We start from the raw sequence: 24,803 nt of genomic DNA, 5'->3' as shown, positions 1-24,803 counted from the left end.
ATGGTCGACGCTGATCCCACGCTGCGCCCCGAACCAATGCCCGAGGACAATGATCGCGCCTTGCGTCCGCAGGGGTTGGATGAATTCATCGGTCAAGCCGAAGCGCGGGCCAATCTGCGCATCTTTATCCAGTCGGCGCGTCAGCGCGGCGAGGCGATGGACCACACGCTGTTCCATGGTCCTCCGGGTTTGGGGAAAACCACCCTGGCGCAGATCATGGCGCGTGAGCTTGGGGTGAATTTCCGTATGACCTCTGGTCCGGTTCTGGCCAAGGCGGGCGATCTGGCGGCAATTCTGACCAATCTGGAGTCGCGGGACGTTCTGTTTATCGACGAAATCCATCGGTTGAATCCGGCGGTCGAAGAGGTGCTGTATCCGGCGATGGAAGATTTTGAGCTGGACCTCGTGATTGGCGAGGGTCCGGCGGCGCGGACGGTGCGGATCGAACTGCAGCCGTTTACGTTGGTTGGAGCTACGACGCGGATGGGTCTGCTGACGACGCCGCTGCGCGACCGGTTCGGCATTCCAACCCGGCTGCAATTCTACACGGTGGACGAACTGCATGAGATCGTCACCCGCAACGCCCGCAAACTGGGCGCGCCTACTGATGACGAAGGCGCGCGTGAAATTGCGCGCCGGTCCCGAGGGACGCCGCGGATCGCGGGCCGATTGCTGCGCCGGGTGGTGGACTTCGCCATTGTCGAGGGCGACGGGCGGATCACGCGCGAGCTGGCGGACGGGGCTTTGACGCGACTGGGCGTCGACAATCTGGGCCTTGATGGTGCCGACCGTCGGTACTTGAAGCTGATCGCCGAGAACTATGCAGGAGGTCCGGTTGGGATCGAAACGCTGTCGGCTGCTCTGTCGGAAAGCCGGGACTCGCTAGAAGAAGTGATCGAGCCATATTTGCTGCAGCAAGGTCTGATTCAGCGCACTCCACGCGGAAGGATGTTGGCACAGAAGGCCTGGACGCATCTGGGTATGGCTGCGCCAAAGGGCCAAAGCGATCTGTTTGGTTGAAGCTGCGCGGCTTAGATTTTATGCCTGCGGTCGAAGAAGCTGAAAAACGATGAAGGACTGCGCGTGAATCCGGACGAAATCGAGGCCCTGTTCACCCGCGAAAGCGGCGAGTTTCTGTTTGCCCGTTGGGGCCGGCCCATCGTGCCCATCGTCTTTGGCGTCGAAGATGAGACGCTTGCGACCGTAAAAGGTGCGTTTGAAGCTGTTGTGAGCCTCGCAGATCACAAGATGGCCGAAACCGACCCGGAACTGGGTGCAAACTGCATGGTGTTTTTCTTCAGGGATTGGAAAGAACTGTTGGAGGTCCCCGATCTGGATCGGCTGATCCCTGATCTTGGTCCGTTGGTTGATCGACTTATCGCAGCGGATGCCAACCAGTACCGCGTGTTCCGGTTCGAAGAGGACGGTGCGATCCGAGCGGCCTTTGTGTTCTTGCGGATGGACAAAGAACTATCGAAGGTTCCGGCCGAGACGCTGGCGCTTAGTCAGGTCGTGCAGACAATCCTGTTGTGGTCGGACACGGCGTTCCGAACGCAGTCCCCTTTGGCGGTTGCTGGGGATTCAACCATACTGCGTCCGGACATTGCCGGGCTGATCCGCGTGGCCTATGATCCGGTGTTGCCTGGCTCTGCTCAGGATCCGGCGCATGCGCTGCGCTTGTTTGCCCGCCTGCAGCAGCCGCAGTGATCCGGGTGCGTTCACGATCCGGATGAGGTGCTGCGTTTGTATGCGTCCAGCAAATCTTCTCCGGTGTGGAAAAAGGCGTCCTCGCCGACCAGATCTGTCACGCCGTACCGGTCCAGTTCTGATCGCACATGCGGTTCGACCATGAGGAAGACCAGCTTGATGTTCTTGTCCTTCAGCAGTTTGAGAACGTTGCGCAGGGTGTAACCTGCGGTGAAATCGACATCATCGATGGCAGTAGCCTCAATGCAGAACCATTGAACCGGGGTCTCTTGGTCTGTCGTGAGTTCTGCAATTTCATCTGAAAGCCGTTGCGTGTTTGCGTAATACAGGCTGTGTGAAAAGCGATAAATCACAAGGCCGGGTTCGAACTGGCTGGGGCTTGAGACAGGCTTGGAGTGCCAACCGCCGCCTGCAGTTCTGACGATCACTGCGTTTTTGGGGCGGTATCCCCGGCGCGTGTGGTCGATCAGGGACAGGACCATGGCAAAGATGATGCCTTGTTCGACACCCACAAAGACAACGACGGCCGCCGTGGCCACAGCGATCCAGAATTCGGACCGCGCTTGTTTGTAGATGGCGGTCAGACCCTTCAGGTCGATCAGCTTCAGACCGATCAAGAAAACGACCGCGGACAAGGCCGCGTTTGGCAGATAGGCCAAGGGGCCTGTCAGGAACAAAATGACCACCAGTACAATCGCGACGGTTGTCAGTTGGGCAATTTGGCTGCGCCCGCCAGCGCTGGCTACCATTTCGGTCTTTGTCGGGCTGCCGTTAACAACAAAGGTGCCTGAAAAGGCTGCGCCAAGATTGGCAAGGCCCAACCCAACGAGGTCAGTATTCTCGCTGAACTTCTCATCATATCGGGCCGCATATGCACGCGAGGTTGCAGCGCTTTGGGCCAGGATCACGACAAAGATCGACAAGGCTGTTGGCAGCAATTGTTTGAACAGCGTCCAGCTCCAATCGACATTGGGGATCGACAGGGCGGGCAAGCCGCCGGGAACCGGACCTAAAACCGCGATGCCGGACGCGCTGAACGTAAAGGCCCAGCTGCACAGGATAACGCCCAGTATCGCGAATAGAGGGCCGGGCAGTTTTGGTGATAGCCTTCTGCATCCAACCACCACCAAGAGGACCGCCAGTGACACGCCCAATGTGGGCCAACTGGTCTGGCCGATGTTTTGAAATGTTGCCTGCAGTTTGGCAATCGTTCCGTGTCCATCGCTTTGGATGCCCAGCAAACCGGGGATCTCGCCGGTTGCGACCTGAATTCCGACACCCGTCAGAAACCCAACAAGTACGGTCCGTGACAGGAAATCCGCCAGAAACCCAAGCCCGATGACCCGCGCAGCAATCAGTAGAACCGCTGCCATCAGCGCCAGCAGGGATGCCAGGGCAAGATACTCGGAGGATCCCGAAACGGCCATACCCGCAAGGGCCGAAGCGGTGATCGCTGCGGTGGCAGAATCCGCCCCCACAACCAGATGCCGAGACGATCCGAACAGGGCGAACAGGGCCATGGGGATAAGGATCGTATAAAGGCCCGTGACCACCGGCGTGCCCGCGATCTTCGTGTAGCCCATGACCTCGGGGATCGCGAGGCAGGCAAAGGTGAGGCCCGCCAAAACCTCGGCGGGCAAAGTCGCGCGGTTGAACGGCAGAACGCCCTGAAGGATCGGAAGAGTGCGCTTCCTTTCTTCCTGTTGTGGCTTAGCCATTGAAACTCCTGTCGGATTCACGCGGGTTGTCGGAAAGATTAGACGGCAAATCGTTGAAATTCGACACTTTACATCTGGGGTCATGCAAAATGCCCGCGCGAAGGGATTGCAGGACTCGCATCAACAATGCATCTGTTTGACAGAAGGACGTACCAAGCGCCAGATTTGAAGGCGCCCTCGAGAAGGACCGGACCTGACACAATGGCCAACACCGCGGACGCGCCCCACAAACACATCTTTCCGATCCGGGTCTATTATGAAGACACGGATATGGGTGGGGTGGTCTATCACGCGAACTATCTGAAATACATCGAACGCGCGCGGTCAGACTATGTCCGTGGTCTGGGCAATGATCAGAACGCCATGCGCGATGGTGGGATCGTCTGGGTTATCCGACGGATCGAGGCCGATTATCTGACGCCGGCAAAGTTCGACGATGAGCTGATCGTTGAATCCTGGGTGTCATCCATTTCGGGCGTGCGGCTCACGATGGGGCAGCTGGTCAAACGTGGAGAGACCGAGGTTTTTCGTGCTTCGGTGACCGCCGTCTGCATGAACCAAGAAGGCAAACCGGTGCGCCTTCCGGCAGAGATTCGCGCATTGATGTAACAATTTGTCGGTCTGGGGTGGTTATGTTGGCTTTTCGTGACCAACTGCGTTAGCGTTTGGCAAAACAAGGCCAAATAAACGGCCGTCAGGCAAAAAACAAAGAGCAGGTTCATGGAAGCTGAAACGCTGGCGCTGGCGCAGGAGATCGATTTCTCCATGTGGGGGCTGTATGCCCGCGCGACCTTTATCGTCAAACTGGTGATGTTGATGCTGATCGGCGCATCCATCTGGTCCTGGGCGATTATCATTCAGAAGCTGATCAACTACCGCGCCGCCCGCCGCGAGGCGCAGGCGTTTGACGAGTCTTTCTGGTCCGGCAACCCTTTGGATGAGCTGTTCGAACAGATGGGCGCCCAACCTGACGGCAGTTCGGAAAAGATCTTCGCCGCCGGTATGATCGAGTGGCGCCGCTCTCATCGCTCGGATGGCGGGCTGATCGCCGGGGCGACCGCGCGGATCGACCGTTCAATGGACGTGGCGATCGCGAAAGAGGCTGAGGGGCTTCAAAAAGGCCTGTCTATTCTGGCCACAGTCGGCTCGACCGCGCCGTTTATCGGGCTGTTCGGCACTGTCTGGGGCATCATGAACGCCTTTATCGAGATTGCCGAGCAGCAGAACACCAACCTGGCCGTTGTGGCACCCGGTATCGCCGAGGCTCTGCTGGCCACGGGTCTGGGCTTGTTGGCGGCGATCCCGGCGGTGATTTTCTACAATAAGCTCAGCGCGGACAGTGACCGGATCGTCGGCGGCTATGAGGCCTTTGCCGACGAATTCGCCACCATCCTGTCGCGTCAATTGGACAGCTAAAATGGGCGCGGCGGTTCAGCAGAACGGAGGCGGAAACGGACGCAGGCGCGGTCGCCGTCGCGGTCGCGCGCAGCCGATGGCCGAGATCAACGTGACGCCTTTTGTGGATGTCATGCTGGTGTTGCTGATTATCTTTATGGTTGCCGCGCCGTTGCTGACCGTTGGTGTTCCGGTGGACCTGCCAAAGACCGCTGCAAGTGCGTTGCCAGGCGATAATGAAGAGCCGCTGACAGTGACAATGACCGCAGATGGACGGGTTCAAATCCAGACGACAGACGTCGCGCGCGAAGAGTTGATTGGTAAACTGCGTGCTATTGCGGCAGAGCGGAGTAGTGACCGCGTGTTCCTGCGTGCCGATGGTGCGATCCCCTATGCGCAGGTGATGCAGGTCATGGGCGCGCTGAATGCGGGTGGGTTTTCCAATGTGGGGCTTGTGACAGATACCGGCGGCCCCGCGCTGGACGAAGGTGGAGAGTGAGGCCGCGCGGTGGATACCGGCACCAAGATCTCGGCAATAGCCCATGTCAGTTTGATTTCCTGGGCTCTGTTTGGCGGCACCTTCCGGTCCGAACCCTTGCCTATGCCTGTTCAGGATGTCTCGGTCATTTCGGCCGAGCAGTTTGCGGCAATGACCGCGCAGCGGGAGGCTCCTGAAGTGCCGACGCCTGCAGCCCTGCAGCAACCCGAAGCACCCACAGAAGACGTGCCCACGCCAGACCCGGTCGAGGAAGAGCCTCCGACCCCGGAAGTTTCCGAACCGACCGAACCAGAGCCAGAGCTTCAGCCCGAACTGCTGGCTCCACCGCCTGAGCCGATCGAGATCGAACAGCCCCCTGAACTTGAGGCCCCTGAGCCCGAAGCCACCCTCTTGCCCGTGCCGCCAGGTCCCGAGGCGCAGCCGCGCCCTGCCGACAAGGTCGCGCCGGAACCTGTTGCGCCGCCACCGCCGGAGGCTGCGCCGGACGACATCGAAACCCCGGCCGTTTCGCTGGATGAGGGGGCCGAGACCCAACAAGAGCAGCAAGACCAGACTGCGCCTGAAGAGGCCACCGATGAAATTGTGACTGAGGCGGAAGAGGCCAAGGAATACGCGCCGCGTAGCTCTCCTCGCCCGCCACTACGCCCGAGCCGACCGACCCCACCAGCAGAGCCCGAAGTGGCCGAAGTTGAAGAGCCGACGCCGACGCAGCCCGAATCCAGTAGTGAGGCTGCTATTGAAGATGCGCTAACCAAAGCTCTGGCACAGGGCAATGAGCCGTCTGGCCCACCATTAACCGCCGGCGAAAAGGACGCCATGCGGTTGGCCGTATCCAAGTGCTGGAACGTCGGCTCATTGTCGACAGACGCTTTGCAAACGGTTGTGGTGGTTGGCTTCTCGCTGACCCCGGACGGCAAAGTGATTGGCGGCAGCCTGCGGATGCTTGACAGTTCCGGCGGGACAGCGACGTCGGCCAACCAGGCCTATGAGGCCGCCCGGCGAGCGATTTTGCGCTGTGGGGCCAAAGGATACACCCTGCCTACTGACAAATATGATCAATGGCGGGATATTGAGATTACATTCAATCCCGAGAGGATGCGGATCAAATGATGAGATTTCTGACCAGCCTGTTGCTTGGCCTGACCCTATTGGCAGTGCCGGTGCATGCCCAAAACGGACCGCTGCGTCTGGAACTGGATCAGGGGATCATCGAACCCTTGCCGTTTGCGGTGCCGAACTTCGTACCGAACGGACAGGCCGCTGCGCAATACGCCAATGACATCTCGCGGGTGATCGCGGCGGATCTCACCGGCACCGGGTTGTTTCGCGAAATCTCGTCGGATGCGTTCATCAGCCGGGTCAGCAGCTTTGAAGCACCCGTGCAGTTCGCGGACTGGAAAGCGATCAATGCCGAGGCTTTGGTGACCGGGGCCGTGAGCGTCTCTGGCAAACGGCTGACCGTTCAGTTTCGGGTCTGGGACGTGTTTTCCGGGCAAGAGTTGGGCAACGGCCTGCAGTTTTCAGGCACGACTGATGGTTGGCGCCGCATGGCGCATAAAGTGGCCGATCAGGTCTATAGTCGGGTGACAGGCGAAGGCGGGTATTTTGACAGCCGCGTTGCATTCGTTTCGGAAAGCGGGCCCAAGGATCAGCGTCTGAAACGCTTGGCGATCATGGATTATGACGGGGCTAATGTTCAGTACCTGACCGACAGCTCGGCCATTGTTCTGGCCCCGCGCTTTTCGCCGACCGGCGATCGCTTGCTCTATACCAGTTACGAGACCGGCCAGCCGCGGATTTATGTTCTGGACGTCGACCGCGTGCGGCGGACTGAGTTGAACACGCAGGGCGGCACCATGAGCTTCTCTCCGCGTTTTTCGCCAGATGGCCAATCAATCGTCTATTCGTTGATTGAGGGCGGCAACACCGACCTGTGGAAGATGGATCTGGCCTCGGGTCAAAGTGTGCGCCTGACAAACACACCCGCGATCGAAACCGCGCCCAGCTATTCGCCGGACGGCTCGCAAATCGTGTTCGAAAGTGACCGCTCGGGCACGCCGCAGCTGTACATCATGCCCGCAAACGGGGGCGAGGCGACGCGTATTAGCTTTGGTCAGGGGCGCTATGGCACCCCGGTCTGGTCACCGCGCGGAGATTTGGTCGCGTTCACCAAGCAAAACAAGGGCCGCTTCCATATCGGTGTCATGCGCACGGATGGCAGCGAAGAGCGCCTGCTGACCTCATCCTTCCTGGACGAAGGACCGACCTGGTCACCGAACGGTCGCGTTATTATGTTCACCCGCGAAACACAGGGGGCAAGCGGTCGGGCGACACTGTATTCGGTTGATATCTCGGGCCGTAACCTGCGCCCGGTGCGGACACCGGACGGGGGCAGTGACCCATCCTGGGGACCGCTGCAGAATTGATTGGGGCAGGGGATTGGAAAAGTTCACAAATTTCCTGCACTGTGATAACGAAGACGGCAATAAAGCGATAAAACCACGAGGCACCTGAAATGAATGTATTGGGCAAAGTCATAGCATTGGGCGCGCTGGGCGTAATGGCCGCCTGTACCAACAACGACCCTTCGGGGCTGGGCGGTGGAGCGGGCGGAAACGGCTCGATCGTGCCGGGTTCACCCAGCGATCCGCGCTCGCCTGCGTATTTCCAGCAAACCGTCGGTGACCGTGTGTTGTTTGCAGTGGATCAGTCGACCCTTAGCCCGCAGGCTCAAACGGTACTTCAGGGGCAGGCCGACTGGCTGTTGGCCAACCCGGATTTCGTAGCCACCATCGAAGGCCATGCTGACGAACAGGGCACCCGCGAATACAACCTGGGCCTTGGGGCCAAGCGGGCGAATGCTGCGCGAGAGTTTCTGATTTCTCGTGGCGTTGCGGGCAACCGCCTGACCACTGTCAGCTATGGCAAGGAGCGCCCGATCGAGATTTGCAGCACCGAGGACTGCTATTCCAAAAACCGCCGCGCGGTGACGGTGCTGACCGGTTCAACTTTGGGGTAATATGATGCGAGTTGCAGGATGGGTTCTGGCGGCAGTCGTGGCGACCGCTGGCGTGGCAAATGCACAGGATCAGCAAACGCTGGCAGATATTCGTCAGGAACTGACGGTCCTGCACGTTGAAATTCAGCGTTTAAAGCGTGAATTCTCGACCACTGGTACGCCAGCCCCCAATCTGGCTGGCAGTTCCGTTCTCGAGCGTGTCGACGCAATCGAAGCCGAGCTGCAGCGCCTGACCCGCCAGACCGAGCAGTTGAACCAGCGGGTGCAGAATATCGTCACCGACGGGACCAACCGCATCGGCGACCTTGAGTTCCGGTTGGTCGAATTGGAAGGCGGCGATCTCAGCACCTTGGGTGAGACCTCGACCCTCGGCGGCGACAGCGACATCGCGGCGGCGGCGCCTGCGACGATTGCTCCGGCAGAACCTGCGCAGATCGAACAAGGTGAACTGGCTGTCGGAGAAAGAGCCGATTTTGACACCGCGTCTCAGGCCTTGGCGGATGGCAATTTCCAAGCTGCGGCCGAACAATTCGCAACCTTCGAAACCTCGTATCCCGGCAGCCCGCTGGCCCCGGAAGCCAACCTGAAACGCGGTCAAGCCCTGGTAGGCCTCGGTGACACGCGCGAGGCTGCGCGGGCGTTCCTGGCCAGCTTTACCGGCGACTCCGAGGGAACATTCGCCCCCGAGGCGCTGTTCCAACTGGGTTCGGCCCTGGGGCGTCTGGGTCAAACCGATCAGGCCTGCATCACTCTGAGCGAAGTGGGCGTGCGGTTCCCGGGATCGGCCTCGGCAACAAATGCCACTCAGGAAATGGCAAGCCTGGGCTGTTCTTGACCGAACAGGCGGAGAGATTGCGCGCTGAGATTCGGGCGCGTTTACCTAAAGTCTTACCGGCGCGACTGGGCGTCGCCGTTTCAGGCGGCGGCGATTCAGTTGCGTTGCTTTTGTTGATGGGCGAGATCGCCCAAAGGGAACAGGTGGCACTGTTCGCGGCCACCGTCGATCACGGGCTGCGCCCCGGAGCGGCGGACGAAGCGCAATACGTCAGCGCCCTTGCGGGGCGTCTGGGCATTCCGCATGAAACGCTTGTCTGGACGGGGTGGGATGGTGACGGCAACCTGCAGGACCAGGCGCGGCAGGCGCGGTATAGGCTATTGTCCGATTGGGCCCGCGGCCACGCCATCAACGCAGTTGCGCTTGGCCATACCGCCGACGATCAGGCCGAGACGTTCCTGATGCGCCTTGGCCGCTCCGCTGGTGTCACTGGACTGTCCGGAATGCGGGGGAAGCGATTGCGGGACGGGCTGACGCTGCTTCGGCCTATGCTTGGCGTGACTCGCCGTGACTTGCGCACGTATCTGACGGAGCAGGGGGTTGAGTGGGTCGAGGACCCCTCGAATCAGGACATTCGGTTTGACCGGATCAAGGCGCGGCAAGCGTTGTCTGACCTCAAGGACTTTGGCATCACGGCGCATTCGTTGACACGTGTAGCAGAAAACCTGACCCAAGCGCGTGAGGCTTTGGAGGTTTTTGCGCAAGAATCTGCCCGTTCGATGGCGCAGGTGGATGCCGGGGACATCTGCTTGGATCGAGCCGCCTTCCAAACGCTGCCCCAAGAAATCAAGCGCAGGCTGGTGGTCGGCAGTATCGGATGGATCGCGGGGCGAGGGTATCCGCCCCGTCAGAGCGCAGTCGACCAGGCCGTTCAGGCTATCGACAGGGGAACTGCAACCTCAATCGGTGGCTGCCTGTTGGTGCCTCAGGGCAATAAGATGTGGATTTGCAGAGAGCTAAACGCCGTCCAGGGTAAAATTGCGCGCCCAGGCCAGAAGTGGGACAACCGCTGGATCGTGACGGGGCCGTTGGTCGCTGATGCGCAAATCCGCGCGCTTGGCGAAGCGGGCTTGCCGCAGGTGCCAGACTGGCGAAACTTGGGCAAACCAAGACAAGTTTTTCTGGCCTCACCCGCCGTTTGGGTGGCTGATGAGTTGGTTGCGGCCCCAAATGCTGGTTTTTCCAACGGATGGCACGTAGAATTGGCCCCAGACTGGCCTCAGTTTCACTCTTCTTTTTTATCGCATTGAACCTGCTTGAATCATCTCTATTTTAAAGAGCAACCCGGCAGATCCCCACCTGCCGAAATCTTTTGGGAGATTTTCCTTGGGCAACGCTCGTAACATCGCCTTCTGGGTCGTTCTGTTTTTGCTGATCCTTGCACTGTTCAATTTGTTCAGCGGACCAGGCGGAACGCTTCAGAGCAATGAAAGAACCTATTCCGATTTTGTCACCGCGGTTGAAGCGGGCGAAGTCAAGAACGTGACGCTGGATGGCGAACAGATTCGCTATACCACCCAAAGCGGCGCGAACTATACGACGATCAAACCCGGTGACGCCGAAGTCACCAAACTGCTGATCGACGAGAACATCCCCGTTCGTGCTGAAAAGCAGCAGCAGTCGGGTTTCCAATCCTTCCTGATCACCCTGTTGCCGTTCCTGCTGCTGATCGGCGTCTGGGTCTATTTCATGAATCGGATGCAAGGCGGCGGCAAAGGCGGCGCGATGGGCTTTGGTAAATCCAAGGCCAAGATGCTGACCGAAAAGCATGGCCGCGTAACCTTTGACGACGTGGCGGGCATAGACGAGGCCAAGGAAGAGCTGGAAGAGATCGTTGAATTCCTGCGCAACCCGCAGAAATTCTCGCGTCTGGGCGGCAAGATTCCAAAAGGTGCTCTGCTGGTTGGCCCTCCGGGTACCGGTAAGACGCTGCTGGCCCGCGCGATTGCGGGTGAGGCGGGTGTGCCGTTCTTTACCATCTCGGGCTCTGACTTTGTTGAGATGTTCGTGGGTGTTGGTGCGAGCCGCGTGCGCGACATGTTCGAACAGGCCAAGAAGAACGCGCCTTGTATCGTGTTCATCGACGAGATTGACGCCGTAGGTCGCCATCGTGGTGCCGGTTACGGCGGCGGTAACGACGAACGCGAACAGACCCTCAACCAGTTGCTGGTCGAGATGGACGGGTTCGAGGCCAATGAAGGCGTGATCATCCTCGCGGCCACCAACCGTAAGGACGTTCTGGACCCCGCTCTGCTGCGTCCGGGCCGGTTTGACCGGAACGTGACCGTTGGCAACCCAGACATCAAAGGCCGTGAGAAGATTTTGGGCGTGCACGCGCGCAAGACACCCCTAGGCCCTGACGTCGATCTGCGCATCATCGCGCGCGGTACGCCGGGCTTCTCGGGTGCCGATCTGGCGAACCTTGTTAACGAGGCTGCGCTGATGGCTGCCCGCGTTGGCCGCCGCTTTGTCACCATGGAAGACTTTGAGAACGCCAAGGACAAGGTGATGATGGGGGCCGAGCGCCGCTCGATGGTGCTGACTCAGGATCAAAAGGAAAAGACCGCCTATCACGAGGCCGGTCACGCCGTGGTCGGTCTGGAGCTGCCTCTGTGCGATCCGGTCTATAAGGCAACGATAATCCCGCGCGGTGGCGCGCTGGGTATGGTTGTTTCACTGCCCGAGATGGACCGCCTGAACTATCACCGTGATGAGTGCGAGCAGAAGCTGGCGATGACAATGGCTGGTAAGGCTGCAGAGGTCATCAAGTATGGCGAAGATCACGTCTCGAACGGCCCCGCCGGTGACATCATGCAGGCCAGCCAGCTGGCACGTGCCATGGTGATGCGCTGGGGCATGTCCGACAAGGTCGGCAATATCGACTATGCCGAAGCCCATGAAGGCTATCAGGGCAACACCGCCGGGTTCTCGGTCTCGGCCCATACAAAAGAGCTGATCGAGGAAGAGGTAAAGCGTCTGATCCAGCAGGGTTACGAGCGTGCGCACCAGATCCTGACCGACAAGAACGAGGAATGGGAGCGTCTGGCGCAAGGTTTGCTGGAGTATGAGACCCTGACCGGGGATGAGATCAAGCGCGTGATGAATGGTGAGTCGCCAAACGAAGGCGATGACGAAGGCGACAAGCCCGATGAGGGTAGCGCGCCCAGTGTCACGGCCATTCCGAAGACCAAGGTCAAGAAAACCGCACCCGACGGTGGGATGGAGCCGGAACCATCGGCATAAATCAATCAGACCCGGGCATAGTCCCGGGTCTTTTTTCTTTTCATTCTGTTTGGTCTGCCTTCTAGTGCGGGATTGAAGATTTGCTGAACTAAGGGGCGGCCCAATGCCAGTGTTGCGCGAAACTGAATTCACCGGAGAAGTTGTCTGGCTGGGCCACGTGCCCGTGGGCGGTTCGATCCGGGCCCAAGCGGTTGATGTGCTGGATTTGGGTTTCGCCGGAGGAAAAGGCGAGCGGCACGAAGGCGAAAACCGAGCCTCATGTGTTCGCGTAAAGAACCTGTACCCTGAAGGCACCGAGATACGAAACGTGCGTCAGCTGTCGGTTCTGTCCGCCGAAGAAATGGGTGCCACAGCAAAAGAGATGGGGATGGATCGCTTGGACCCCGCGTTTCTCGGCGTCAGTATCCTTTTGCGCGGCATCCCTGACTTTACCCATATTCCGCCGTCCTCGCGACTGCAGGCCCCTGACGGCGCAACGATCACAGTGGATATGGAGAACCGGCCCTGCGTCCTTCCGGGCCGCGAGATCGAGGCGGACCAACCGGGATATGGCGCTGCGTTCAAGCCTGCCGCGCAAGGGCGCCGGGGTGTAACAGCCTGGGTAGAACGCCCCGGACAGCTGCGATTGGGTGACCGGATGACCCTGTTCGTGCCGGATCAACGAGCATGGGCACCATAAATGTCAAGTGTTTCCGATTTGAAACCGGTGAAATGACGCTACGCCGTTTCACGGCATGATTATGTCGGAATCTCTATCCATCGCGATTGTGCACAACGGTATGGATTGACCAGCACCGGCCTAGCTGTGCCGATTTGCAAGGAATTCAACCAGGGATCTTGCCCAATGAGCTATAAATCCGACATCGAAATCGCGCGTGAAGCGAACAAGAAGCCGATTCAGGAGATCGGCGCCAAGCTTGGTATCTCCAGCGATGATCTGCTGCCCTATGGCCACGACAAAGCGAAGGTCTGTCAGGACTTCATCAACTCGGTTCAGGACCGCGAAGACGGCAAACTGATCCTTGTCACCGCGATCAACCCGACCCCGGCGGGTGAAGGCAAAACCACGACCACCGTTGGTCTGGGTGACGGCCTGAACCGCATCGGTAAGAACGCGATGATCTGTATCCGCGAAGCCTCGCTTGGCCCGAACTTCGGCATGAAGGGCGGCGCTGCAGGTGGCGGTTACGCGCAGGTTGTTCCGATGGAAGAAATGAACCTGCACTTTACCGGTGACTTCCACGCCATCACTTCGGCGCACTCGCTGCTGTCGGCAATGATCGACAACCACATCTACTGGGGCAACGAGTGCGACATCGACATCCGCCGCGTTGCATGGCGTCGTGTGGTCGACATGAACGACCGCGCTCTGCGTCAGATCACCGCCTCGCTTGGCGGCGTCTCCAACGGTTTCCCGCGCGAAGCAGGCTTTGACATCACTGTGGCGTCCGAGGTTATGGCGATCCTGTGCCTGGCGACCGACCTGAAAGACCTGGAAAAGCGTCTGGGCGACATCATCGTGGCCTACCGTCGCGACAAGTCCCCGGTTTATTGCCGCGACATCAAAGCCGAAGGCGCAATGACCGTTCTGCTGAAAGACGCCATGCAGCCGAACCTGGTGCAGACGCTGGAAAACAACCCGGCATTTGTCCACGGCGGCCCGTTTGCGAACATCGCACACGGCTGTAACTCGGTCATCGCGACCAAGACCGCTCTGAAAGTTGCCGACTATGTCGTGACCGAAGCGGGCTTTGGTGCCGATCTGGGCGCCGAGAAGTTCATGAACATCAAATGCCGCAAGGCAGGCATTGCTCCGTCGGCAGTGGTGCTGGTTGCTACTGTGCGCGCGATGAAGATGAACGGCGGCGTGGCCAAGGCTGATCTGGGCGCGGAAAACGTCGACGCAGTTAAAGCGGGCTGCGCAAACCTGGGCCGTCATATCGAGAACGTGAAGTCGTTCGGTGTACCGGTCGTTGTCGCGATCAACCACTTCGTCACCGACACCGACGACGAAGTTCAGGCGGTCAAAGACTATTGTGGTGAGCACGGCGTCGAAGCGATCCTGTCGCGTCACTGGGAACTGGGTTCGGATGGCTCTGCGCCTCTGGCCGAAAAGGTTGTCGAAATCGTCGAAGGTGGCAGCGCGAACTTCTCGCCGATCTACCCTGACGAAATGCCGCTGTTCGAAAAGATCGAAACCATCGCCAAGCGCATCTACCGTGCTGACGAAGTTCTGGCCGACAACAAAATCCGCAACCAGTTGAAGGAATGGGAAGCAGCAGGCTACGGCAACCTTCCGGTCTGCATGGCGAAAACCCAATACTCGTTCTCGACCGACCCAACCCTGCGCGGCGCGCCCACCGGCCACTCGGTCCCTGTGCGAGAGGTTCGCCTTTCCGCCGGTGCCGGTTTCATCGTGGTTGTCTGCGGTGAGATCATGACCATGCCGGGTCTGCCGCGCAAACCGGCGGCTGAAACCATCTGCCTCAATGACGCAGGTGAGATCGAGGGCTTGTTCTAAGCGCCCGAATGATACATCTCGTGGTCCGGGGATATCCCGGGCCGTGAGGAGAAGAAAATGCCCACTCTGATACCGCCGCAAGACTGTCACTCGATGCAGGAATTGCGGCCTCAGATCGACAAGCTGGACCGCCAACTGATCGAACTGTTGGTGACGCGTGCAAGTTACATTGACCGTGCGTCGCAGCTGAAACCCGGCGAGGGGCTGCCCGCCCGCATCCCGGATCGTGTCGAAGACGTGGTGCAGCGCGTGCGCAAGAGTTCTGACGAGTTGGGTATGGACCCTGATCTTGCCGAGAAACTCTGGCGCATCTTGATAGACTGGTCGATTGCCCGCGAAGAACGCGTGCTCGGCCCCGACTAAAGACACGGGCGCTTTCTGCGCCCGATCCGTTTTTTGAAAGAAGGGATCAAAGGATGGTAGCGCAGGTTATCGACGGTAAGGCCTTTGCGGCTAAGGTTCGCGCCCAAGTGGCCGATCAGGTGGCAAAGCTGAAAGAGGAAAACGGCATCACCCCCGGTCTGGCCGTGGTTCTGGTGGGCGAAGACCCGGCCAGCCAGGTTTACGTGCGCTCGAAGGGCAAGCAGACCGTTGAGGTCGGCATGAACTCGTACGAGCACAAGCTGGACGCGGACACGTCCGAAGACGACCTGCTGGCCCTGATCGACAAGCTGAACAACGATCCCGCCGTTCATGGCATTCTGGTCCAGCTGCCGTTGCCCAAGCACCTGAACGAAGATCTGGTGATCAACTCGATTGATCCGGCCAAAGATGTTGACGGATTCCATATTTCGAACGTGGGCCTGCTGGGCACTGGTCAGAAGTCGATGGTTCCTTGCACTCCGTTGGGCTGTCTGATGATGCTGCGCGACTATCACGGCTCACTTTCAGGAATGGATGCCGTCGTGATCGGTCGCTCGAATATTGTAGGGAAGCCGATGGCTCAACTGCTGCTGGGTGACAGCTGCACCGTAACCATTGCCCACAGCCGCACCAAAGACTTGCCCGACGTGGTGCGCCGTGCCGACATCGTCGTGGCCGCCGTTGGCCGCCCCGAGATGGTGCCCGGCGACTGGATCAAGGAAGGCGCAACCGTGATCGACGTCGGGATCAACCGGATTGAGCGCGACGGCAAGAACAAGCTGGTCGGCGACGTAGACTACGCCAGCGCGGCCGAGCGTGCCGGTGCGATCACACCCGTTCCAGGTGGTGTTGGCCCAATGACCATTGCGTGCCTGTTGGCCAATACTCTGACAGCGTGCTGTCGATCAAACGGGCTGCCAGAGCCCGAAGGACTGACCGCCTGATTTGTTTGGTTGGGGCGCGAATTCGTGCCCCAACCACTTTCGTGCCGCCGAAGCACGCGTGTAGGCGAGGGTGACGAACTCGCCGAAAATTTCCCCTCTGTTAGAGTTTGAATGTCTGCGTGCCGCGTGATAGCGCTGGTTTCCCAGCTGGTTACAGTGCGTATCCGTAGGTTAATCGGGGCGTTTGGCTGGGCCCCTAGGTGTGGCGTTCAGTTTGGTATGTCGTCAAAGCTAAAACAGATTTTTAGTCCGTTGACTCCCCAGCGTGTGGTGGCTGGTCTCGTTTTCCTTCCAATGTTGGCCTACGCCTTCCCGCCTTTTCTTATGGCGGATTTACCTTTTGTCCTGTCCTTTGTGTTCTGGGTGGGGGTGATAGGCATCGCTTTAAGCGCGACGTGGTTGGCTCGTAGACTTATCCATGACAGCAAGGCCATCGCTAACCTTCCGATACGCGATTTGATGTACGCTGTGTTCGTCCTGTTGTTGTTCATCCCATCGCTTTGGGTACTGGCGCACGTCCTGTTTTCTATTGGTGGCCAATCAGGGCCGGATGTCGCGCGCATCGTGGGGTACAGCACATTGTTCACTGCCGGTCTGGTTTTGACTTGCCGAGTGGAGCCGCGAAGCAAGCCAGCACCCATTCAGCCGCCGGCTCCACGCCTTGTGCGACGGTTGCCGGACTCGTTTCAGGGGCAAATCTATCGCCTGACATCGCGCAACCACTATGTGGATGTGGTTACGTCCGAAGGTACGTTCACAATCCGATCCCGTCTGACCGATGCTGTTGCCGAGATGGAACCCATGCTCGGACACTGCGCACACCGATCCCATTGGGTTGTTAAAGACGCCGTCGCAGGGACCGAAAAGGTGGCTGATAGATCCTACCTGAAACTTGTGAACGGGGACCTTGTTCCCATCAGCCGGAAGTACAAGCCGCAGCTTGAAGAAGACGGCGTAATTTGATCCTAGCGCGGCATTGGGATGATATGCGGATGCGGGCCGGTCAGGATGGCCATTGCCCCGTCGTTCATAAGTTGGTTCAGAGTAGTGTCCGAGGTCAGCAAACCGCCCGTGTACGTGCCGTATGCCGGTAGGATTAACTTGGCATCGTCCAGCAGGAATGCAGGGCGGGTTATCACCCGGCCACTGGCTTTCAGCCGCGTTTTGGGGTGGTAATGCCCCGAAACCTCGCTTGCCGCACCGCGTAGGGCGATATGCCTGAACACCAACGGTCCTGCCGTGTATTCCGACAGGTGGGTACCCCCAAGATCGATTGGCCCCGGATCGTGATTGCCTTCAATCCAGACCCACTGACGCCCCGCCTGCAGAGTGGTCAGCGTCAGTTTTTCCGATGTGCCAAGGGCCGCCAAAGCGTCCAGATCATCAAAACTGTCGCCCAAGCAGATGACGGTTTGTGCCCCGGTCCTGTCAATGTCGGCAGACAGCCGGGTCAGGGTATCTCGGCTATCGTAGGGCGGCAGGGCCGGGCCGCCGCGCCGTGCCATGCGTTCCGATTTGCCCAGATGCAGATCGCTGACGCAAAGCAATGATCGGCCGGGCCACCACAGGGCACCAGAGCCCAAAGCGCGCAGGTCTTGCCCCACAAAGGAAAACGGCAATTCGTTCATGATCCGTTCTTTGCCTTTTTTGCGGTTTCGCGCAAGCGGAATTACCCGCCGCCCAAGCCTGCCGCCTGCAGCAGGCGCGCGCTCTCTTCGGCCAGCAATCGTTCTTCGGCAGCGCCTTTGACGGGGACCTTTCCAACCTCAAGAAACAAAGGGGCGGCCAAGGGCGAAACCCGGTTCAGTCGCACCAGATCAATCCGGTCGCCGATCCGGTCGATCATCGCCTCAATACGTCCGAAGTCCACTAGGCCGCGCATGGCTTCTTCGCGGGTGATCTGCATCAACAGGTGATCTGGGTCGTACTTCAGCAGCGTGTCGTAGAGGATGTCCGAGGAAAACGTTGCCTGCCGTCCGTTTTTGCGCTGACCGCCCGTATTGCGCTCGATCAGGCCGGCAATGGTGGCCGAGGCGCGAAAGGTGCGTTTCATCACCGCATTGCTCGCCAGCCATGTCTCCAGCCCAGAGCGTAGTGCGTCGCGCTGAAACAAGGGGCGCGGGTCGGTCACCGCGTCCAGGCCCCAGATCAGCGTGGCATAGTCGGTGGCCACGAAGCCAAGCGGAGCCAGCCCGGTTTCCTCCATCCGTTTGGTCAGCAACAGGCCCAGCGTCTGTTGCGCGTTGCGTCCGGCAAACCCGTAAACACACAGGTGTTCACGCCCGTTATCAGGAAAGCTCTCGATCAATAGCCGGTCGCGCTGTGGCAGGCGGGACATGTCCCGCTGCAGCGCCAACCAGTCAGCCGTATGCGCGGGCAGTTGCGGCCAGTCAGGTTGGGCGAACATGCGCAGAATACGGTCGCTCAGCTGCGTCGAGGTGGCGAATTTGGTACCCATGAAGGTGGCGATCTTGGGTTTCTTGTCAGCGCGGCGGCTGACCTCGACCACCATTTCGCGCAGGCCCTCATACCTCACGATCTGACCGCCAATCAGGAATGTGTCTCCGGGCGTGAGAGAGGCGGCAAAGGCCTCTTCGACCTCGCCAAGGGGTTTCCCGCCGCGATTACGCTTTAGGCGAACCTTGAGCGTGTCGGTGTCCTGGATCGTACCCAGGTTCATTCGAATGCGCGTGGCTGCCCGAGGGTCGCGGAGTTGCCATCTGCCATCCGGTCGCTGTTGCAGTCGCTGCCAGCGGTCATAAGCCCGCAGGGCGTAGCCACCGGTTGCGCAGAAATCCAAACATGCGTCGAACTCGACGCGTCGAAGGTCCGCGAAGGGTCCTGCCGTTGTCATCTCGGCATACAGCGCGTCTGCGTCGAACGGACCAGCGGCGGCGGCGATCAGGATGTGCTGACACAGCACGTCCCGGGGGCCGGCGCCTCGGGGGTCTCCATCCAGATCATGGGCCTTGGCGGCCTCAAGCGCTGCGATACATTCCACCACTTCGAAACGGTTGGCTGGAACCAACAGTGCTTTGGACGGTGCGTTGTAGCGATGATTGGCACGACCGATCCTTTGTACCAGTCGCTTTACGTTCTTGGGTGCGCCGATCTGAATCACCAGATCCACATCCCCCCAGTCGATGCCCAGATCCAGAGAACCGGTACAGACAATTGCGCGCAAGTCACCGCGCACCATCGCGGCTTCGACGCGTTCGCGCTGCTGTCGGTCCAGACTGCCGTGATGAATACCGATGGGTAGGGCTTCGTCATTGGCGAGCCACAGGTTGTGAAAGAAAATCTCGGCCTGGGCGCGGGTGTTGTGAAAGATCAGCGTGGTTTTGTGCTGTTTGATTTGCTCCAGAACCGCAGGGATGGAGTAAGCCGCGCCGCCCCCGGACCAGGGCGGCATTTCCTGCGTTTCCAGCATGCGAATGTCGGGATCGGGTCCGGGATCGGCTTGAATGATCTGGCAGGGATCGGGATTGCGGGCCAGGAACCGCGCGATGGTCTGAGGGTCTTCGACCGTGGCAGATAGGCCGACGCGGCGCAGATTTGGGCAAAGGCTTTGAAGGCGCGCCAGCGCTAGCATCAACTGGTCGCCTCGCTTGCTTTCCGCCAAGGCGTGAATTTCATCAACGATGACACGCTGAACATCCGCAAACATGCGCCCGGCATCCTCGTAAGACGTCAACAACGCCAGGCTTTCCGGTGTCGTCAGAAGGATATGCGGAGGGTCGACCCGCTGCCGTTTTTTCTGCGTGGCCGAAGTATCGCCCGTGCGATCTTCGATGCGAATGGGTAGCCCAATCTCATCTGCCGGACCCCGCAGGTTGCGTCGTATATCCGCGGCCAACGCCTTGAGCGGGGAGACATAGATCGTATGCAGGCCAGGTCGAAGATCAGCGGCCAGCTCGGCCAGAGTGGGCAGAAACCCGGCCATTGTCTTGCCACCCCCGGTGGGAGCGATCAACAAGGTCGCCGGGTCAGCCGCCCGGTCGAACATATCCTGTTGGTGCGGGTGGATAGACCAGCCTTTAGCGGCAAACCAATCCGTGATCCGTGTGGGAATCTGCGTCATGGACGCAGACTACCCGGCCTGTCCCGGAAATGGCACGGCGTTATTTTACGATGACTTCGTCTTTGACGAACATGTTTGCCCAGGCCCGGTCAATCAGGTCAGGGCTCATCTGATACGGGATGCCCTCGAACTCGCAGATCGAGATCATCTGGTCGATCAGGAAGATCGGCTGGTAGTTGGCGTAAACATTGTTGATGGTCGGGTATTTGACCTTCAGCAGATGCACCAGAGCAGCTTCGTCCAGTGGCATGCCGCGCTTGCGGGCGACCATAGCGAAGATTTTCAGGAAGTCTTCCTGGTTCGGCCCACCAATTTTGATCTTGAAGAAGATCCGGCGCAGGGCCGCTTGGTCGAAGATTTCGTTCGGGTGGAAGTTGGTCGAGAAGATGACCAGCGTATCAAACGGAACTTCGAATTTCTCGCCCGACTGCAGACCCAGAATATCCTTGTTTTCTTCCAGCGGAACAATCCAGCGGTTGATCAGCGCCTGCGGCGGTTCCTGCTGACGACCAAGGTCGTCCACGATGAAGATACCGCCGGTCGATTTCAACTGCAGCGGCGCCTGATACGTCCGCGCGGTCGGGTTGTAGACCAGATCCAGCATACTGAGCGACAGTTCACCGCCCGTCACAACGGTCGGGCGTTCACATTGGACGTAGCGCGTGTCGAACCGCTTGCGGCGACGCAGGCTGTTGGGGTCATCGGCTTCTTGTTCAATCGCTGTGTGTACGATCGGGTCATAAACGGTGATCACCTGACCCGCATATTCAATCGCCCGCGGGACATAGACGTTGTCGCCCAAAGCATCGCGAATACCGTTTGAAATCGAGGATTTACCATTGCCCGGAGGGCCATACATCAGGATGGATCGGCCCGCGCTGACCGCAGGGCCCAGGTGGTCCAGCAGGCTGTCGGGCAGAACCAGATGGCCCATGGCTTCGGTCAACTGGTCCCGGGTAACCTGAATGTTCCGGATCGACTGACGCTTGACCTGTTCGCGATAGACATCCAGCGGAACTGGCATAGCGCCAAAGTATTCGGACTGGCTCAGCGCGTCCAACGCTCGGGCTTTCCCGGCATCGGTAAGCTGATAGCCCATTTCGTTACCGCTGTTGGCATTCAGCGTACCCGTCGCCTCAAGCAGTTTCTGTTCGCGCGCGATGTCGATCAGTTCCTGCGTAACCGCGCCAGGCAGACAAATCGCGTCGGCGACCTGACTGACTGTATCCACGTTTTTGCGGAACATTGTTTTGAGCAGAATGTCCCGCATCATAACGATGGGCAGTTTCATTTCGCCCAGGCCCTTGGGGGCAGGGGGGGCCATAACCGAGGTCGTCTGCATATTCATGAGCGTTGCCCGTCTATCCAGTAATCACGCCAAAAGCCCCAATTCAGGGCTGCTTGCAGAAAGTCTTAACCTGATTTGTGTCAGTACCAAGGCGCGGAAAAGGCGGACTGATGATAGTTTAGGAACCGGAAACAGTACCCAATATCAAATAGATCGCCAGACTGGCCCCAAAGGGAAATCCCATCGGAAACTTTTTGCCCCGATCCCAGCTTTCCCAATCCGGGGCAATGGTTCTTAGCCGCGTGTATCTCGCCAACCTGTGGGTTATGTAAGCGCCAAGTATCGCGCAAGCCATGATGACGGACACCAGGATTATGTCTCCGACCCAGACAAAGGCTGAGGCCGCGGCCAAGAACTTAGCATCGCCGGCTCCCATAGCGCCGGCCGCGTTGAAGAGAATCCCCAGAAACAAAACGACAACGATGTGCACCAATTGCCACAGGTAGGGCGGCAAGGTCAGCACAATCGGACCGATGCTAAAGGATGACCATTCAGTCGCCCATGGCGGAAGCACAAAAAAGCCGACAATGACAAAAACCGCTGTCAAAGCCAGGACCGCATGGTTCTTGATCAGCATGCTACGCAGATCGGTGAAGGCCACGTAAAAGCAGATCGGCAGCACAAATGGCAAAAACCACGCCGCCGCCGTCGCTGGGATCTCCATGAATCAGGCTTCCTCGAGCGCGCGAAGCGAACGAACGGCTTCCTCATAATGCTGCGGGTGTGTGGCGATGGCTTCGCGGAACAGGTTCTTCGCAGTTGTGACATCACCCTGCTTGACCGCAGAAATGCCCATGGTATTCAGCAGCATAGCCCGTTCCACCTGCGTCATGGGAATAACCGGCATGCTATAGTTACCCTGAGCAGTTCTTGCCAGAACCAAGTTGTTCTTCGCGGTGAAAAGGGAACTGTCCTGGCGGATGGCGTCCGAGAACAGACGTTCCGCAGCGGTGAAATCACCACGTGCCAGTTTGGAGTAGCCCCAGTTGTTCATCACGCTTCCGGGGCGCGTGGTCAGGCCAACTGCCGTTTCGTAGAAATGATCCGCCCGCTTCCAGTCTTGTCTAGAATCCGCAACAACCGCCTCAAGGCGATAGCGTTGAAAGGTCTCATAAGTTGGCGGTACGGAATCCAATGTGGCTTTGGCATTTGTCCAGTCCCCGGCTTTGACCAAGGCGCCTGCGTATTCGACCTTGTCGACGTTCGAAGCGCCCTTCATGGTCGTGACTTTCTTCCACGCAGCGGCGGCTTCGGTTGAGCGTTTCGCGCGGGAGAGAGATATCGCAAGGCCACGCTGAAGGTCGATGCGCCCGGGGTTCTTGGCGGCAGCACCTTTGAAATAGGTAACGGCCTCATTCGGGTCCGCAGCGGTCAGCAGAACCTCGTTCAGGTTGGTTTCGTCGATAACGTTCACCTCTTGATAGGTGCGTTCGACCTTCTCCTCTTCGGTTTCTTTTTCACAGGCGGACAAGACCAGTCCGCAAAGAACCATCGTCGGAATCAAGAATTGTTGGCGCATTTTTTGCGTCCCTTACTGCTCTTGCCAATTTTACGGGAGCTTGCGCAGCTTAAATTGCCCGTCGCCTTGCTGCTCCAGTGTATATTCTTGTTTTTCCGTGACAGTATTAACAGGATTTTCCATTTTTGCGAGGGCTAAGCGCAGATTGTCCAGGATTGCGTCACTTTCGCCATTGTCCAGCGCGAAGGCCCGCCGAAACATCTGTGACGCCTCAGGATATTCGCCCTTTTCCATCAATAGAACGCCAAGATTGTTCCAAGCAACGGGCCAATCCGGTTCGTTCGCTACAGCGCGGCGCAAAAGCTCTTCGGCCTGGCCCAGACGTCTCAGGCCCAGGTTTGCTGTTCCCATCGATGTCAGGATCTGAGTGGTCATCCCCTGATCCAGAGCCGCGCGAGTAAAGGCGGCCAGAGCAAGTTCATACTCGCCCGAAGTCATCAACCGGTTCCCCACGGTCACGGGGTCCACGCTTTGTTCTTTGGGATCAACGCCTGGAGGTTCCAGGTCGTTTGACAAGCCCGTTTCCGTGCAAGAGGCCACCACAGCAAAAACCATGGCGGCCTGTAACGCACGGCGTATCCCAAAATGGATGCACCCGAATCTTGATTTCATCGGGAATCTATCCCCCACTGGCAGCAAAGTCTGCGATGCCTTTCGCCGAGGGGCCGACAAGAATAACCAGCAGCGGAGGCACCGTCAGCATCATTGTTGCAAGTGTCATTTTGGTTGGCAACTTGTTGGCTGCTTCTTCGGCGCGCATCACACGTTTATCCCGCATTTCGCTGGCATAAACCCGAAGTGCTTCAGCGATTGACGTACCAAAGGTCGCGGACTGTATCATCACGGTCACAAAAGAGCTGACGTCCTGAACGCCGCAGCGCGTCCCAAAGTCGCGCAGAACCGTGTCCCGGTCCTTACCGGCTTTGAGTTCGTAGGCAACAACCTCAAACTCTTGCGCGATGTCCGGGTAAGAGACCTTCATCTCGGCTGCCACGCGCACAATAGCCTGATCAAGAGACTGACCCGCTTCGACGCAAACCAGCATCAAATCCAATGTATCAGGGAAGCCTGCGATAATGGCCTCTTGCCGTTCAGCGACACGTCTTGTGATCCAGTAACGGGGCAAGAAGTACATTGCGCAAGCAGGCACAAGAACGCGAATGGCCATTTGTGCTGGCGTGAACTCCTGATCGCCGACAAAGACAGTCACCAGAGAAACACCAATTAAAACGCCAATAATTCCGAGTGCAAACTGGGCGAAGTGAAAGAAGCGGACAGCGTCCTTCGAGTGGTAACCCGCCTGACGCAGTTTGAGCTCCATAGCAGATAGCTCTTCTTCGTTTTGCGGCTCCAGAAAGGTTGCAAACTTTTGCAGTTGTTCGTTGCGACTTCCCTGACGCAGGGCATCCTTTTTGTCTTTCTTGCCCGCTTTCGGTGCTGCATTGGTGCGTTGAAGCTTTTTAAGTGGGTCTTCCGGCTGATTCAGCATAAGTGGCAAAGCCACTAAAACCATGAACAGTCCTAGTACGCCCACAACAATAAGCGGTCCGAAAGGGCCCAGTTTGTCGGTCAGGATCGTGTTGATTTGGGTCAGAAATTCCATACTCGAGC

At 58.7% G+C, this 24,803-nt stretch carries 24 protein-coding genes; 16 read left to right on the top strand and 8 right to left on the bottom strand.

Features of this window, described 5'->3' with window-relative positions; translation table 11 throughout:
* Positions 1-1,020: a Holliday junction branch migration DNA helicase RuvB gene (gene ruvB / locus GOV53_RS09055; protein WP_170465580.1), complete on the top strand. Its 1,020-nt coding sequence runs from the start codon at positions 1-3 to the stop codon at positions 1,018-1,020.
* Between the two features lie 63 nt (positions 1,021-1,083).
* Positions 1,084-1,707 carry a hypothetical protein gene (locus GOV53_RS09050; protein ID WP_170465578.1) on the top strand — a complete coding sequence of 208 codons (624 nt, stop codon included), beginning with the start codon at positions 1,084-1,086 and terminating at the stop codon, positions 1,705-1,707.
* An 11-nt stretch (positions 1,708-1,718) separates the two neighbouring features.
* On the opposite strand, the gene GOV53_RS09045 is transcribed toward GOV53_RS09050, so the two are convergent.
* Positions 1,719-3,425 (bottom strand): SulP family inorganic anion transporter, encoded by a 1,707-nt coding sequence (locus GOV53_RS09045; RefSeq protein WP_170465576.1) that lies wholly within the window; start codon positions 3,423-3,425, stop codon positions 1,719-1,721.
* A 201-nt stretch (positions 3,426-3,626) separates the two neighbouring features.
* On the opposite strand from GOV53_RS09045, the gene ybgC reads away from it, so the two are divergent.
* The 14 genes from ybgC to GOV53_RS08975 all read left to right on the top strand — a co-directional run bounded on the left by ybgC (position 3,627) and on the right by GOV53_RS08975 (position 17,207).
* Positions 3,627-4,034: a tol-pal system-associated acyl-CoA thioesterase gene (gene ybgC / locus GOV53_RS09040; RefSeq protein ID WP_170426721.1), complete on the top strand. Its 408-nt coding sequence runs from the start codon at positions 3,627-3,629 to the stop codon at positions 4,032-4,034.
* A 111-nt stretch (positions 4,035-4,145) separates the two neighbouring features.
* Positions 4,146-4,841, top strand: coding sequence for a protein TolQ (tolQ, locus tag GOV53_RS09035; protein WP_170465574.1), 696 nt, complete (start codon positions 4,146-4,148; stop codon positions 4,839-4,841).
* Position 4,842: 1 nt separating this feature from the next.
* A complete protein-coding gene (tolR, locus tag GOV53_RS09030) occupies positions 4,843-5,319 on the top strand; it encodes a protein TolR (RefSeq protein WP_170426719.1) in 477 nt (158 codons plus the stop codon).
* Between the two features lie 9 nt (positions 5,320-5,328).
* Positions 5,329-6,429, top strand: a complete 1,101-nt coding sequence (locus GOV53_RS09025) for an energy transducer TonB family protein (RefSeq protein WP_170465572.1) — start codon at positions 5,329-5,331, stop codon at positions 6,427-6,429.
* Positions 6,426-7,745, top strand: a complete 1,320-nt coding sequence (tolB, locus tag GOV53_RS09020) for a Tol-Pal system beta propeller repeat protein TolB (protein ID WP_170465570.1) — start codon at positions 6,426-6,428, stop codon at positions 7,743-7,745. The genes GOV53_RS09025 and tolB overlap by 4 nt, the downstream gene beginning before the upstream one ends.
* 89 nt (positions 7,746-7,834) lie before the next feature.
* Positions 7,835-8,338 (top strand): peptidoglycan-associated lipoprotein Pal, encoded by a 504-nt coding sequence (pal, locus tag GOV53_RS09015; protein ID WP_170465568.1) that lies wholly within the window; start codon positions 7,835-7,837, stop codon positions 8,336-8,338.
* 4 nt (positions 8,339-8,342) lie between these two features.
* Positions 8,343-9,173 carry a tol-pal system protein YbgF gene (ybgF, locus tag GOV53_RS09010; RefSeq protein ID WP_170465933.1) on the top strand — a complete coding sequence of 277 codons (831 nt, stop codon included), beginning with the start codon at positions 8,343-8,345 and terminating at the stop codon, positions 9,171-9,173.
* A 17-nt stretch (positions 9,174-9,190) separates the two neighbouring features.
* Complete coding sequence (gene tilS, locus GOV53_RS09005) at positions 9,191-10,423, top strand: tRNA lysidine(34) synthetase TilS (protein ID WP_254439240.1); 1,233 nt, start codon at positions 9,191-9,193, stop codon at positions 10,421-10,423.
* 76 nt (positions 10,424-10,499) lie between these two features.
* Positions 10,500-12,416, top strand: a complete 1,917-nt coding sequence (gene ftsH / locus GOV53_RS09000) for an ATP-dependent zinc metalloprotease FtsH (protein WP_170465564.1) — start codon at positions 10,500-10,502, stop codon at positions 12,414-12,416.
* Between the two features lie 103 nt (positions 12,417-12,519).
* The gene (locus tag GOV53_RS08995) at positions 12,520-13,095 is read left to right on the top strand and encodes an MOSC domain-containing protein (RefSeq protein WP_170465562.1); all 576 of its coding nucleotides are present in this window, start codon (positions 12,520-12,522) and stop codon (positions 13,093-13,095) included.
* A 165-nt stretch (positions 13,096-13,260) separates the two neighbouring features.
* Positions 13,261-14,937, top strand: coding sequence for a formate--tetrahydrofolate ligase (locus tag GOV53_RS08990; RefSeq protein ID WP_170465561.1), 1,677 nt, complete (start codon positions 13,261-13,263; stop codon positions 14,935-14,937).
* Between the two features lie 57 nt (positions 14,938-14,994).
* Complete coding sequence (locus GOV53_RS08985) at positions 14,995-15,300, top strand: chorismate mutase (RefSeq protein WP_170426711.1); 306 nt, start codon at positions 14,995-14,997, stop codon at positions 15,298-15,300.
* 53 nt (positions 15,301-15,353) lie between these two features.
* The gene (folD, locus tag GOV53_RS08980; RefSeq protein WP_170465559.1) at positions 15,354-16,244 is read left to right on the top strand and encodes a bifunctional methylenetetrahydrofolate dehydrogenase/methenyltetrahydrofolate cyclohydrolase FolD; all 891 of its coding nucleotides are present in this window, start codon (positions 15,354-15,356) and stop codon (positions 16,242-16,244) included.
* A gap of 399 nt (positions 16,245-16,643) precedes the next feature.
* A complete protein-coding gene (locus tag GOV53_RS08975) occupies positions 16,644-17,207 on the top strand; it encodes a LytTR family DNA-binding domain-containing protein (RefSeq protein WP_254439238.1) in 564 nt (187 codons plus the stop codon).
* A 2-nt stretch (positions 17,208-17,209) separates the two neighbouring features.
* Here GOV53_RS08975 and pdeM read toward each other — a convergent pair whose 3' ends face one another.
* From pdeM to GOV53_RS08940, 7 genes are all read right to left on the bottom strand, one after another.
* Positions 17,210-17,872, bottom strand: a complete 663-nt coding sequence (gene pdeM / locus GOV53_RS08970; protein ID WP_170465555.1) for a ligase-associated DNA damage response endonuclease PdeM — start codon at positions 17,870-17,872, stop codon at positions 17,210-17,212.
* Between the two features lie 41 nt (positions 17,873-17,913).
* Positions 17,914-20,325, bottom strand: coding sequence for a ligase-associated DNA damage response DEXH box helicase (locus GOV53_RS08965; RefSeq protein WP_170465553.1), 2,412 nt, complete (start codon positions 20,323-20,325; stop codon positions 17,914-17,916).
* Positions 20,326-20,365: 40 nt separating this feature from the next.
* A complete protein-coding gene (locus GOV53_RS08960) occupies positions 20,366-21,673 on the bottom strand; it encodes an ATPase (RefSeq protein WP_170465551.1) in 1,308 nt (435 codons plus the stop codon).
* Between the two features lie 118 nt (positions 21,674-21,791).
* Positions 21,792-22,337, bottom strand: a complete 546-nt coding sequence (locus tag GOV53_RS08955; RefSeq protein ID WP_170465549.1) for a prepilin peptidase — start codon at positions 22,335-22,337, stop codon at positions 21,792-21,794.
* 3 nt (positions 22,338-22,340) lie between these two features.
* Positions 22,341-23,192, bottom strand: a complete 852-nt coding sequence (locus tag GOV53_RS08950) for a tetratricopeptide repeat protein (RefSeq protein WP_170465547.1) — start codon at positions 23,190-23,192, stop codon at positions 22,341-22,343.
* A gap of 30 nt (positions 23,193-23,222) precedes the next feature.
* Entirely contained in the window at positions 23,223-23,804 is a 582-nt protein-coding gene (locus tag GOV53_RS08945) for a tetratricopeptide repeat protein (RefSeq protein ID WP_254439237.1), read from the bottom strand.
* Between the two features lie 7 nt (positions 23,805-23,811).
* A complete protein-coding gene (locus GOV53_RS08940; RefSeq protein ID WP_170465545.1) occupies positions 23,812-24,795 on the bottom strand; it encodes a type II secretion system F family protein in 984 nt (327 codons plus the stop codon).
* Positions 24,796-24,803 lie beyond the last annotated feature (8 nt).

The sequence above is a fragment of the Ruegeria arenilitoris genome (genome assembly GCF_013035315.1).
GTDB lineage: Bacteria > Pseudomonadota > Alphaproteobacteria > Rhodobacterales > Rhodobacteraceae > Ruegeria > Ruegeria arenilitoris_D.
This window is presented reverse-complemented; position numbering and strand designations above follow the sequence as displayed.

Bases quoted from the DNA above. Each gene is read 5' to 3' on its own strand.
- GOV53_RS08945 (WP_254439237.1), bottom strand. From the start codon at position 23,804: ATGAAATCAAGATTCGGGTGCATCCATTTTGGGATACGCCGTGCGTTA.
- GOV53_RS08965 (WP_170465553.1), bottom strand. From the start codon at position 20,325: ATGACGCAGATTCCCACACGGATCACGGATTGGTTTGCCGCTAAAGGC.
- GOV53_RS08985 (WP_170426711.1), top strand. From the start codon at position 14,995: ATGCCCACTCTGATACCGCCGCAAGACTGTCACTCGATGCAGGAATTG.
- ybgC (WP_170426721.1), top strand. From the start codon at position 3,627: ATGGCCAACACCGCGGACGCGCCCCACAAACACATCTTTCCGATCCGG.
- ybgF (WP_170465933.1), top strand. From the start codon at position 8,343: ATGCGAGTTGCAGGATGGGTTCTGGCGGCAGTCGTGGCGACCGCTGGC.
- folD (WP_170465559.1), top strand. From the start codon at position 15,354: ATGGTAGCGCAGGTTATCGACGGTAAGGCCTTTGCGGCTAAGGTTCGC.
- tolB (WP_170465570.1), top strand. From the start codon at position 6,426: ATGATGAGATTTCTGACCAGCCTGTTGCTTGGCCTGACCCTATTGGCA.
- GOV53_RS08990 (WP_170465561.1), top strand. From the start codon at position 13,261: ATGAGCTATAAATCCGACATCGAAATCGCGCGTGAAGCGAACAAGAAG.
- GOV53_RS08940 (WP_170465545.1), bottom strand. From the start codon at position 24,795: ATGGAATTTCTGACCCAAATCAACACGATCCTGACCGACAAACTGGGC.
- GOV53_RS08960 (WP_170465551.1), bottom strand. From the start codon at position 21,673: ATGAATATGCAGACGACCTCGGTTATGGCCCCCCCTGCCCCCAAGGGC.
- tolQ (WP_170465574.1), top strand. From the start codon at position 4,146: ATGGAAGCTGAAACGCTGGCGCTGGCGCAGGAGATCGATTTCTCCATG.
- pal (WP_170465568.1), top strand. From the start codon at position 7,835: ATGAATGTATTGGGCAAAGTCATAGCATTGGGCGCGCTGGGCGTAATG.
- pdeM (WP_170465555.1), bottom strand. From the start codon at position 17,872: ATGAACGAATTGCCGTTTTCCTTTGTGGGGCAAGACCTGCGCGCTTTG.
- GOV53_RS08995 (WP_170465562.1), top strand. From the start codon at position 12,520: ATGCCAGTGTTGCGCGAAACTGAATTCACCGGAGAAGTTGTCTGGCTG.
- GOV53_RS08955 (WP_170465549.1), bottom strand. From the start codon at position 22,337: ATGGAGATCCCAGCGACGGCGGCGGCGTGGTTTTTGCCATTTGTGCTG.
- GOV53_RS08950 (WP_170465547.1), bottom strand. From the start codon at position 23,192: ATGCGCCAACAATTCTTGATTCCGACGATGGTTCTTTGCGGACTGGTC.
- ruvB (WP_170465580.1), top strand. From the start codon at position 1: ATGGTCGACGCTGATCCCACGCTGCGCCCCGAACCAATGCCCGAGGAC.
- tolR (WP_170426719.1), top strand. From the start codon at position 4,843: ATGGGCGCGGCGGTTCAGCAGAACGGAGGCGGAAACGGACGCAGGCGC.
- GOV53_RS09045 (WP_170465576.1), bottom strand. From the start codon at position 3,425: ATGGCTAAGCCACAACAGGAAGAAAGGAAGCGCACTCTTCCGATCCTT.